The sequence below is a fragment of the Rhizobiaceae bacterium genome, from assembly GCA_023953835.1.
Classification (GTDB): Bacteria; Pseudomonadota; Alphaproteobacteria; order Rhizobiales; family Rhizobiaceae; genus Mesorhizobium_G.
Genome location: JAMLJB010000001.1, coordinates 3765062 through 3776139, shown reverse-complemented (window position 1 = coordinate 3776139; position 11078 = coordinate 3765062). Strand labels below are relative to the sequence as shown.

Here is an 11078-nt window from a genome sequence, read left to right as displayed (position 1 = left end):
GGGCAGGTCGCCTCAGCGCGGGAAGCGGCCGCCGGCGCTGGCGGCGGTTCTCGGCTGGGGTTTGGCGGGCAGCACGGTGCCGCTGCGCGGATCGGACGTCGAGGTGACGAGACCGCGATCCGCCCAGGTCTGGAGATCGTCAACGGAGTAGACGACGCGACCGCCGAGTTTGCGATAGGTCGGGCCGGTGCCGTAGGTGCGGTGCTTCTCGAGGGTGCGCTCGGAGAGGCCGAGAAAGCGCGCTGCCTCCTGCGTCCTCAGATAGCGTGGCGGTAGATTGGCGGTGTGTTCGGCCATGATCGAGCCTCCGTGGTCTCGCGGAATGCCGCTGGGAATGAGCGGCGAGTTGCGAGCACGGTGGCGCGGAGACGGCGCCTTCCACGATGTCGAAGTAAGGGGACTAAGATCGACACCCTCTCGGGCGTCAGCGATCCCGTCGCGGTCGGCGCAGCAGGCTACGATAGCCGCCGCGCACGAGCTTCAGCCCGTCGCGCACGAGGCGGATGGTCGTTTCGCGGATCGCGGTGCCGACCCATGCGGCGGGCTCGATGTCGTGGCGAGGAAAGAGGCTTTCGGCGATGAGCCGGTATGTCGCGCCGGTGGCGCGGGCATCAACCGCGCGAAGCATCTGGCGGGCGCGCTGGCGGCGCTGATCGGTCATGCGCGGATCGGGCGGAATGCGCTTGCCAGCGATTGCGTTCCAGAAGCGCACCAGAGCCGCGAGGCGATCCGGCGTCAGATCGTCCAGCATCACGATGGCGGCAAGGGCGGAAGGCTGATCGGCTTTCTCGAACGCGAGATCGAAGGATTGGCCCTGAATGACAATCCTGAGCAGATCCGGATCGTGCGCGACGAGGACATCGGCCGTCAGATCGTCAGCGCGAACACCAATCCTGTCTATCGGCGCTGGACTCTCTGTCAGCAGCAAGGTGGCGGGATCGCTTTGCGGGGTCCAGAAGATCGGCTGGATGAGACTGGAGCTGACGGGATCGGTCGCGAAATCGCAACCCCCATTGATTGGCGAACTCCTGCGCTACCTCTTCGGTCAAACGCCCGCTGGCGACAAGATCCTGATAGGTTTTGCGATAATCGGGGTTGCGGCGCAGGAATTCCCACGCCAGATCACCCGGCGACAAAGTGTCGATATAGTCGTATGCGGCTTCTGACCGCCAGTTTTCGTCTTGCGACATCCTCCACTGCCTCCCGCAATATTTTGCAACGCGAGTTATGCAGCGGATACGATTCCCGGTTGAATGGCTGGCGGGAAGAACGAAGTGGCCTCAACGTGATGCAGTTTGTGCATCACCTCAATGAAGGCGCCCCTGGAGCAGTTCGCAGAAGCCGCTGCGCGTCATCCATTTGGCCCGGTCGAGATGGGCGCTGTAGACCTGCCGGGCGCGGGCTTCATCATGAGCGGCATCGAGATCGAACAGGATCTTCGCCACCTCCCGCCAGTCGGCGCCTTGAGCCTCGGCATCGAGCAGACGCGCGTAGAGTTTCAGATGCGCCTGATCGTAGGCGGTCAGCGCAGCGCCGCCCGGTGGCTGGTCGAGAAATCCGGTTTTTGTCACAACATCCCCCAGAATTGAGGTGTATCCATTCTGGAGGTCATTGTTAACGCTGATTTGATCGTAATCATGACGCAAGAGGCGGAAGCGCGAAGTCGTGCCAATGCCGCGATACGCTGAAACTCAGGCTTCCTTCTTGGCATCGACCAACAGCACTCCCTTGCCCTGGTCGGAGTTCAGGAAGACAATGCCGGCGCGCTCGAAAGCCCGTCTCACCTCATCGCGCGTGCTCTCGTAAACCTCGAGGCCGCTATGGGATTCGAGGCGCTTGAGAGCGGTCAATGAGACCCGGGCCTTGTCAGCGAGCGTCTCCTGTGTCCAACCCAGCAACGCGCGTGCGGCCCGAGATTGTCGGGCGGTGATCATGCATGATCACCTCCCATACGGACCTACGCGCACGCCAAAACTACGACTATAATAGTCGCTCTTGCCTGTTCGTTCCAGCGATTTGAGCCTCTGATGGAACGCCTATGGCTCGAACGGCTCCAACTGATTCGGTCGCTCGCACGGCAAAGGCCCCCGGTCCGTCTGGGCCGGGGGCCTTGCGCTGGGGCTTCAGTCGCCGCGCCGCCCGTTGGGGCGGGACCAGATCAGCGAGTAGCCTTCGCCGTCCTCGTCGTCGAAGAGGTTGGCGTAGATCGGGGCGGTGAAGCTCGGATCGTCGAGCTTGAGGCCCAGATAGTCGCGTCCCTCGTTGGAGCGCTTGGACCAGGCGGCGCCGATCTCGGCGCGGCCGACCAGGACCCGGTGGCTGGGGGCGTTCTCGCCGGTGGCGCGGGTGTCGGGGACGATGCGCACGCCCTTGGCCTGAACGCTGAGGGTGACGATTTCGCCGGTGAACTCGTTCGAGCCGGTCTTCTTGAAAGTGCCGATAGTCGCCATTGTAAGTCTCCGTTTTTTCGTATTCGAGCCCGCACCATGCGGCCTCGATGGCGATCGGCGGGCCGGAGGCGAGCGACGACACATCGCTTGCGACCGTAGCGCAGCGGAGGATGGCGCAGGCGCGACTTTGTTGTTTCGCGAGGAATGACGGCGTAGCCGGCAGGGGAAGAAAGTCGAGACCAGCCGTTGTGGCTCAGGCGCTCGAGGCGAAGCCGGCCTTCGGCCAGATCAGGCCATTGAAGAGGCCGTTTGGAGCGGTCGAGTTACGGTCAGAGAACGGAGAGGATGGCGACCGTCCTGCGACGACAAGCTGAATTCACGACAATATCACCGGCGTTTCCTCTCTCGGCCGGCCAAAACTTGCCCATTCGTCCCTTTCTCCGCCCATTGGGAAATCGCCGCACCGAATGTCGTGTGCGCCGCCGAGATATGGTTCTGCCTTTGCAGCGCTCCAGCGGGGAGCGCTGATGCGGGGCCGGCGACGATCCGCGCCGAACACGCCCATCGCTGCGACATGAGGCGACGGGGCGACCGCTACCATTGCTGTTCTGATCCCGCCTGACGGCGATGACGAAGATCAGGCCCGCGCGAGATCCCGTCCGGATGGACCGGGCGCCGCCATGCCTGCGACGCGCACGAAGGCGGTGATGCCGACCGCGACTGCCCCGATAATCGAGAAGGCGATCTGCCATGCGTTGGACGGCATGAGGTGTTTCACGAGGCCATGGGTCGCATGGAAGCCCGCGATCGCCGCTGGCGCGACGAAGGCTGCCACCACGATCAGCTTCAGCCACATCGGTCGGACGAAGGTGAGGAGCAGATGGCCAGCGACGAGTGTGATGACGGCCGCAGCGGCGCCGACAAGGACAGCGCTGGGGATGCCGGCGCCTGTGCCGTGCGCCCAGGCGCCCGCGGTCACCCCGACAAAGGCCGGCAGCGCGAAGACGGCCAGCGTGAACAACAGCCAGCAAAGCAGGCCGATCGCGGCGAGAGATGCAAATATAGCGAGAATGATCATCGTGGTGGCTCCGTGAAGACAATGTCTGACGGTCGCGCCTCCACCACCACCACGGCGCATCCGTATCTGTAGCGGAAATTCGGCCTGGCCGGGAGCGGAAATCGTCTGTTTCCGCCCGGGCCGACCGGATCGCCCCGGTCAGGGGGCGAAGGGGTCGATTTCATGGACGATCTGCGAGGCATCGCCATCGTACTCGCTGGCGGGCGTCACCGAGAGGGTGCCGTCACCGGCCCGGAAGATGACGATGGCGGCCATTAGCGTGGTTGCGAGGCTGAAGGCGAAGGCGTGAGCATCGTTGAGGGACATTGCTGGGCTCCTGCTGGAGCGGGGGGACCATCCCCCGCCGACAGGCGCCCGATGTGTTCGGCCGTGGACTGCAATCACCGCGAAGGCGCAGCCGCAGCGGCGGCATGCTCGCATAGCCGACCCTTGATGGGTTGATGGCGACAAGTCCGCGGCTGGACCAAGGATCAGCGCAAGAAGGCGGAGGTGGTTCTCGCGTCAGGAGACCCACTCATCGGCCTCGATGCTTGCTCTCTTCGGCAGTCGCCCCGTGCAGCTTGGGGCTGATTTCGGCTATGGTTCCCGAAACGCCTTTGGGGAGTCGGGAAGGTCTGACGATGGCTGAGTTCACAGGCAGAGACCTGCATCTCGTGAAGAAGGCTCTCGCGATCGCCGTGCTGGCCATCGAACGTCAGCCTGGGCCGTTCCAGTCGTCCTCCGATCAGGCGGATATGAAGGCGCTGCTCGATGCGCTGCTCGAGAACGATACCGAGCTTGCCCACTATGCGCGATCCGCCCGGATCGCCGTGACAGGCGAACCGGACTGAAAAAGGCGACTTTACGGAAAAACGCCGATGCGCTTTTGCGGGATGGCGGCTGTGTGAAAAGATAGGAAGGCGGCGCTCACGCGCCGCCGAACTTCCAGACCGGGATGCCGAGCTTCCTGGCTTTGTCGGCAAGGTTGTCGTTGATGCCGGTGCCGGGGAAGTGCATCACGCCCTTCGGCACGATCTGCAGCATGTCGTCGTTGCGCTTGAACGGTGCAGCCCGGCCGTGCTTCGTCCAGTCGGGGGCAAAGCCGATTTGCGGCACATCGCGGTTTCTCGCCCAGAGCGAGGCGATCTTCTCGGCGCCCTTGGGCGACTTGCCGTGGACGAGCACCATGTCAGGGTGCTTCTCATGCACCTGGTCGAGCTTGGCCCAGATCAGCCGGTGATCGTCGAAGTCGAGCCCGCCGGTGACGACGATCTTCGGGCCGGGGGGCAGCAGGATTTCCTGTTCGGCGCGCTTCCTCGCCATCAGGAAGTCGCGGCTGTCGATCATCGCCGAGGTCAGGTTGCGATGATTGACTTTCGATCCGCTGCGCGGAAGCCAGGGCTTGCCGATCTGGCGTTCGTAGTGTTCGGCGGCCTGGTCGCGCATCAGCTCGAAGGCGTTCTGGCGCTCGATCAGCGTCATGCCCTCGGCGATGAGGCGCTCGAGTTCGACCGACTTCACCTCGCTGCCGTCCTGTTCGCGCTGTGCACGCTTCTGGGCTTGCTCGTTGTCGTCCAGTTCTCGGCCGATTCGGTCCGTCGCGCGGTGGAAGACGTTGACGGTCGACCAGAGGAGATCGTCAAGGTCGGGTTCGAGGCGCGTGTCCTCCAGGGTGCCGATCAGGGCGTCGAAGATGTCGGCGATAGCGCCCGCGACCGCGTTGCCGTCCGGAAGAAGCCGCTGGTCTGGTTCGTCGGCAAAGGGTCGGTAGCCGTGAAGCTGCAATTCGTTGAGGACATGGTCGGTGGGTGAGGATTCGTGGTGGGGTTCGAAGTCGTCGTGCCGGTTCATGGGAGGCTCCGTCGTCTGGACCGCGTCCGTCGCGGCCTTCATGGCGACGGAGCCCACCGGCGGGACGGCCAAGCACCCGGAGCGAAGCGAAGGGCCGAAGCGCCAGCGCAGGATGGCGAAGGCCGGCTATTTTGCCTCGCGATGGAAAGGCCCGTAGGGCCGCCGGAAAATAGTCGGCCGCAGCCATTGTCCGGCCGGCCCGGCTGTGGGCCGATCGCCCTCTCGAAGGCCGAGGCGCGGTCCTCTGCGATGGAACGGAACCTCCGAACGGCACGGCGCCGATCCACCGCCGCACCTTTCCTCTCCCGGCTATGCCGCCAGCGCCATGTAGCGCGCCACATCCTGCGGCCCGATCTGCATCCGGTTCAGGCTGCGAAGGTGGTCGATGCCGAGCGTGCGGAGATCCTCGTTGAAGTCGCCCAGTTCCGGCGAGATGACGATCGCCTCGATCCCCGCTGCATTCGCCCGTTCGATCAAGGTATCGCGCGCGCCGTCGCCGGCCGGATCATCGTCGCGCAGGATGTAGAGCCGCCTCAGCGTGTCGGGGAACAGGATGGCAGCGAGATGGGCCGCAGAGAGCGCCGCCAGCATCGGCATGTCGGGAAGCACCTGCCGGATCGACAGGACGGTCTCGATGCCTTCGCCGGCAGCCATGACTTCGCCGCCATGGCCAAAACGGACCGCATGCCCAAGAAGATCGCCCATCGCCCGACGCGGTGTGTCGATCGGCGCCTTGTCGCGGCGGCAGGGATCGAGCCAGGTGCGATGCGCGCCCGTAATCTTGCCGTCGAGATCGGTGACGGCCGCGATCATCGCCGGCCAGGCCTCGGTCGGCGAATGCTCGTCGGGACGATAGTAGCAGCGCGGATGAAAATGCAGGTTTCCGGTTCCGCGTAAATCCGTAATGCCGCGCTCCCGTAGATATGCCTGTACGAGTGTGCCGTGGATCGGCTGCGACATGCAAACCAGTCTTCGGGCTGCCTCGGGCGAGCCATGCGGCGCCGGGCTCTGACGTCGTGGTTGACGCGGTTCGGACTGGGGTGGCGGCATGCTGAGGAAGGTCCGGGCCTCGTCGGCGACATCCTTGAAGTCGACCAGGCCGCAGCTTTCGCGGATGATGTCGAGGAGATCGCCATGCTCACCGGTGGCCGCATCGGTCCATTTGCCCGCCGGTCCCTTGGGCGAGTCCTTGAGGCGTACATACATCGAGCGGCCCGGCGTATTGCGTGCATCGCCCACCATCCAGTAGCGGCCCTCGCGGCGACCGCTGGAGAGATAATGCCGGCATACCGCCTCAGCCTGCCGGCCGAGACGCTGCGCCAGATCGGATGCATCCTGACGGGCCATCATGCTGCCTCCCGTTCTGCGATGCGCACGATCGGATAGGTGTCGAGAACACGAGCGAGCACCGCCAGTCCGGAGGCGTCGATCGGCACGAAGAAGCGCAGCTTCCACGAGATGATCTCGCTGAACAGGCCATAGGCCCGCAACCGCTCCCGCATGGAGTCGGTGAAGCCGGAAAGCTCGATCCGATTAGCGCCCATGACGCGCACGCGGCGAAGCTGGAGCCCCTCGGCAAGGTCAAGAATGGTCTTTCCGTCGATCAGCGCCGCATGGGCATCCTCGGCCGACAGGCTGGCCGTTCCGGTCGAGGTGGCGTTCGCCGCCCAGGCATGCGAGACACGGCGGCCGATGATCCGTTCGCCTTCGTCGGTCTGGAGCCGATAGACCCGCGTCGACTCGTCCGGCAGGCGCTTCCAGATCGGCAGCAGCAGGCCGGCGACGATATGGATGGTACTGTCGGCAAACTCCGGCACGTCAGCCAGTTCCGCGTTCCACGCAGTCGCAAACGCATCGCGGTCGGCGTCCTCCCAATGGCTCTCCTCCATCATGCGCAGCGGGGAATAGTGCTGCTCCATCGGCCGGATCAGGCAAACACGGCGCTCGATCTCGCCGTCGTCAAGCATCATCGATGGCGCCGGCACCTGCACGGCGGCGCGGTGCGAACGGGCATTGACCAATAGCCGAGCGCGGGGATCGGAAAGCTGATCGAGCGCGGCGGCCAAAGCCAGCGGCCGGTTGCGTTCGCGCCGGGTGATGGTCAGCAGCCGGGTTTCCGCTCCGGTGCCCGGATGATTATGGATGACCTGGCTGCCGGTGACGACGAAGCTCTCGGCCTGGAGCGTCTCCAGCCCGAGATCATAGACACCGGCACGGATGGCGCCTTCGACCTTGGCGGCGAGGAGCTGCTCGAACGCCGTGAACAGGATGCCCTGAAGCTCGATGGTCAGCGCCAGCAGCCGGTTGAGGAAGGTGGTGATCGGCGGCAATTCATCCTTGATGCCATTGTCGTCCATCAGCTTGAGGCCGGTGGCGGCTTCGAAGCGGGCAAGCGAGCAGCCTTCCACCTTGCCGCGCACGAGCAGCAGGTAGAGTTGGCGGAGCGCATCGCGGGCATAGGGGCTTTCGAGATTATCCTCAGGCCGGAACAGGCCCTGTCCTCCGGTCTGGCGCTGCCCGCGCGTGATGGCCCCGAGCGTGTCGAGCCGCCGCGCGATGGTCGAGAGGAAGCGCTTCTCGGCCTTCACGTCGGTGGCGATCGGCCGGAACAGCGGCGGTTGCGCCTGATTGGTGCGGTTGGTGCGGCCGAGCCCCTGGATCGCAGCGTCGGCCTTCCAGCCCGGTTCCAGCAGATAATGGACGCGGAGCCGCTGGTTCTTCGCCGCGAGATCGGCGTGGTAGCTGCGACCGGTGCCGCCGGCGTCCGAGAAGACGAGGATGCGCTTGTCGTCATCCATGAAGGCAGCGGTCTCGGCGAGATTGGCCGCGCCAGCGCGGGTCTCGACGGCGAAGCGCTCGCCCCTGCGCACGATGCGGCGGGATCGGCCCGTGACCTCGGCGACCATGTCCGTGCCGAAGCGCTGGACGATCTGGTCGAGCGCACCGGGGACCGGCGGCAGCGAGGCGAGATGCTCGATCAGTTCGTCGCGGCGGGCCACGGCCTCGCGGCTTTCGACCGGCTGCCCGTCCCGATAGACCGGGCGCGATGACAGATTGCCCTCGCCGTCTGAGAACGGCTCGTAGAGCTGCACGGGGAAGGAATGGGCGAGATAGTCGAGGACATATTCGCGCGGGGTGATGTCGACGCGGACGTCGTTCCATTCCTCGGTCGAAATCTCGGCGAGACGCCGTTCCATCAGCGCTTCGCCGGTCGAGACGATCTGGATGACGGCGCTGTGCCCATCGGCCAGGTCCCGCTCGATCGAACGGATCAGCGTCGGCGTCTTCATGCTGGTCAGGAGATGACCGAAGAAGCGCTGCTTGGCGCTTTCGAATGCCGAGCGGGCGGCGGACTTCGCCTGCCGGTTCAGCGTCCCGTCGGAGCCGGTGATGTTGGCGGCCTGCATCGCCGCGTCGAGATGATTGTGGATGATGGCGAAGGCGCCGGCATAGGCGTCGTAGATGCGGGTCTGCTCGGGCGTGAGCTGGTGCTCGACCAGCTCGTATTCGACGCCGTCATAGGAGAGCGAGCGCGCGGTATAGAGGCCGACCGCGCGAAGGTCGCGGGCGAGCACTTCCATGGCCGCGACACCGCCATTCTCGACCGCCTCGACAAATTCGGCCCGGTTGGCGAAGGGAAAATCCTCGCCGCCCCAAAGGCCAAGTCGCTGGGCATAGGCGAGATTATGGACGGTGGTCGCTCCGGTTGCGGAGACGTAGACGACACGGGAGTTCGGCAGCGCGTGCTGGAGGCGCAAGCCCGCACGGCCCTGCTGCGAGGGCGCGACATCGCCCCGTTCTCCCTTGCCGCCGCCGGCGTTCTGCATCGCGTGGCTCTCGTCGAAAATGATCACTCCGTCGAAATCGGAGCCCAACCATTCGACGATCTGCTTGACGCGCGAAAGCTTTTCGCCGCGGTCGTCGGACCGTAGCGTGGCATAGGTGGTGAATAGGACGCCTTCGTTCAGCCGGATCGACGTTCCTTGCGGGAAGCGCGATAGCGGCGTGACCAGCAGGCGCTCCATGCCGAGCGCCGACCAGTCGCGCTGGGCGTCTTCGAGCAGCTTGTCGGATTTGGAAACCCAGACCGCCTTGCGCCGTCCCTGAAGCCAATTGTCGAGGATGATGCCGGCCGATTGGCGGCCCTTGCCGGCCCCCGTGCCGTCGCCGAGCATGAAGCCCCTGCGGAAGCGGACGGTTTTCGGTGCATCATCCGGTGCGGCGGTGACGAGATCGCCGGTCTCGTCGACGGTCCAGGTCCCGGCGAGATATTCGCTATGGGCCTCGCCGGCATAGATCACCGTCTCGAGCTGGGCGTCGGACAAGATGCCGTCGCGAATGATCTCGATCGGAAGCGTCGGCCGATAGCTTGGCTTGGGTGGCGCGACCGAGGCCATCGCCGCCGACTGCACCAACTTGGTCGGGTGCGATTGCGCGCCCGGGATGCTGATCGACTGCAGTGCATAGGGCTCGTAGATCGAGTCCGTCAGGCGACCGCTCTCCGGCGGCGTCCAGTCGATGGTCTCGTAGGAGAGCGGCTGCCCTTCGAGCTGGGCGACACGGCGGGCGGGCTGCGCGGTGGCGGCGCGGGCGAGATAGCCGCGCACGGTGCGCGGCGTCGCGGCGGCCGTGTTCCGCAGTGAGACCGCCATGCGCGGCGGCACCTGCTGTTCGATCCATCCGAGGAGAGTCGCGAGGTCGTGCGCGATCCCGGCGGACTCGGGGAAGCGACCAGGATCATCGGCCGGCGCCTTGTCGATGACGGTCAGCCGCGTCTCGATGGTGGTCCCATGCTTGGCATAGACCGAGCCCGCGATCGCGGCGGTGAACACGACTCGCCCGCGCTCCTGCAGGCGACGGAAGCTTGCGGTCCAAGCCGGCTGCTCGGGTGAGAAATTCGCGCCGGTGATCGCCACCAGCCGCCCGCCCGGTGCGAGCCGAGCCAGCGCCGAGGCGACATGGCGATAGGCAGCGTCGGCCACGCGACTTGAGACGTTCGGCATGACAGAGAACGGCGGGTTCATGATGACGACGCTGGGAATGGCGGCGCGATCGAGATGATCGTCGATCTGGGCCGCGTCGAAGCGCGTGAGGGGAACGGCCGGAAAGAGGGAGGCGAGAAAATCGGCGCGGGTCTCGGCCAACTCGTTGAGGATGACGGAAGCGCCTGCGGTCTCGGCGAGGATGGCCAGCAGGCCGGTGCCGGCCGAGGGTTCGAGCACGCGGTCGGTTGGCGACAAGGCCGCGGCGGTGACCGCCGCGAGGCCGAGCGGGACCGGCGTCGAGAATTGCTGGAAGGCCTGCGTTTCCTGCGAGCGGCGGGTGTGGGTCGGCAGAAGGCCCGTCACCTTCGTCAGGGCGGAAAGCCGGGATACCGGAGAGCCGGATTTGCGAAAAAGTGCCTTTCCGTATTTGCGCAGGAAGAGGACAGTTGCCACCTCGCACGCGTCATAGGCGGTCTTCCAGTCCCAGGCGCCGGCAGCGTCGGACGCGCCGAAGGCCGATTCCATGGCGGCGCGGAGCACGGTGCTATCGATCCGCCGCCCGCGTTCCAGCAAAGCGAGAATTTGATGAGCGGCGGCGATGACGGCGGATGCATGGAGGATAGGCGCAGCCGGAACGGCCACGGGCGACATGATGTTCATGGATTGAAACCTCGGGAGAGCGGGAACGGCAAGCCCGAACGACGCTCTCTCTTGACCGCCCGGGCTCACCCCGTCCCGGCGGCCCTCTCGCTCTCGAACGATCTTCCCTGCCGGCATGAAAAAGCGCCCCGGTCG

13 protein-coding genes are annotated in these 11078 nt (G+C 65.4%); 2 read left to right on the top strand and 11 right to left on the bottom strand.

The features are described from left to right. Positions 1–12 precede the first annotated feature (12 nt). The 8 genes from M9924_17815 to M9924_17780 form a co-directional block, all read right to left on the bottom strand. Positions 13–297: a helix-turn-helix domain-containing protein gene (locus M9924_17815; protein ID MCO5066254.1), complete on the bottom strand. Its 285-nt coding sequence runs from the start codon at positions 295–297 to the stop codon at positions 13–15. Between the two features lie 127 nt (positions 298–424). Beyond that, positions 425–928 carry a DUF2285 domain-containing protein gene (locus M9924_17810; GenBank protein MCO5066253.1) on the bottom strand — a complete coding sequence of 168 codons (504 nt, stop codon included), beginning with the start codon at positions 926–928 and terminating at the stop codon, positions 425–427. Beyond that, positions 876–1190 (bottom strand): DUF6499 domain-containing protein, encoded by a 315-nt coding sequence (locus M9924_17805; protein MCO5066252.1) that lies wholly within the window; start codon positions 1188–1190, stop codon positions 876–878. The genes M9924_17810 and M9924_17805 overlap by 53 nt, the downstream gene beginning before the upstream one ends. A gap of 117 nt (positions 1191–1307) precedes the next feature. Beyond that, positions 1308–1571: a DUF2285 domain-containing protein gene (locus M9924_17800; protein MCO5066251.1), complete on the bottom strand. Its 264-nt coding sequence runs from the start codon at positions 1569–1571 to the stop codon at positions 1308–1310. Positions 1572–1691: 120 nt separating this feature from the next. Continuing rightward, positions 1692–1934 carry a helix-turn-helix transcriptional regulator gene (locus M9924_17795; GenBank protein ID MCO5066250.1) on the bottom strand — a complete coding sequence of 81 codons (243 nt, stop codon included), beginning with the start codon at positions 1932–1934 and terminating at the stop codon, positions 1692–1694. Positions 1935–2123: 189 nt separating this feature from the next. Then, positions 2124–2450 carry a DUF736 domain-containing protein gene (locus M9924_17790; protein MCO5066249.1) on the bottom strand — a complete coding sequence of 109 codons (327 nt, stop codon included), beginning with the start codon at positions 2448–2450 and terminating at the stop codon, positions 2124–2126. Between the two features lie 577 nt (positions 2451–3027). Beyond that, positions 3028–3468 (bottom strand): hypothetical protein, encoded by a 441-nt coding sequence (locus M9924_17785; GenBank protein MCO5066248.1) that lies wholly within the window; start codon positions 3466–3468, stop codon positions 3028–3030. Between the two features lie 138 nt (positions 3469–3606). Next, the gene (locus M9924_17780; protein MCO5066247.1) at positions 3607–3774 is read right to left on the bottom strand and encodes a replication initiator protein A; all 168 of its coding nucleotides are present in this window, start codon (positions 3772–3774) and stop codon (positions 3607–3609) included. Between the two features lie 314 nt (positions 3775–4088). On the opposite strand from M9924_17780, the gene M9924_17775 reads away from it, so the two are divergent. Further along, complete coding sequence (locus M9924_17775) at positions 4089–4298, top strand: hypothetical protein (GenBank protein MCO5066246.1); 210 nt, start codon at positions 4089–4091, stop codon at positions 4296–4298. 76 nt (positions 4299–4374) lie between these two features. On the opposite strand, the gene M9924_17770 is transcribed toward M9924_17775, so the two are convergent. Then, on the bottom strand, positions 4375–5298 hold the full coding sequence (locus M9924_17770) for a DUF2493 domain-containing protein (protein ID MCO5066245.1): 924 nt from the start codon (positions 5296–5298) through the stop codon (positions 4375–4377). On the opposite strand from M9924_17770, the gene M9924_17765 reads away from it, so the two are divergent. After that, positions 5297–5455, top strand: a complete 159-nt coding sequence (locus tag M9924_17765) for a hypothetical protein (GenBank protein MCO5066244.1) — start codon at positions 5297–5299, stop codon at positions 5453–5455. The genes M9924_17770 and M9924_17765 overlap by 2 nt on opposite strands. Positions 5456–5607: 152 nt before the next feature. Here the strand turns inward: M9924_17765 and M9924_17760 are convergent, their stop codons facing one another. Beyond that, a complete protein-coding gene (locus tag M9924_17760; GenBank protein MCO5066243.1) occupies positions 5608–6645 on the bottom strand; it encodes a toprim domain-containing protein in 1038 nt (345 codons plus the stop codon). Next, the gene (locus M9924_17755) at positions 6645–10943 is read right to left on the bottom strand and encodes a bifunctional class I SAM-dependent methyltransferase/DEAD/DEAH box helicase (protein ID MCO5066242.1); all 4299 of its coding nucleotides are present in this window, start codon (positions 10941–10943) and stop codon (positions 6645–6647) included. Before M9924_17755 ends, M9924_17760 begins: the two co-directional genes overlap by 1 nt. Positions 10944–11078: the final 135 nt, after the last annotated feature.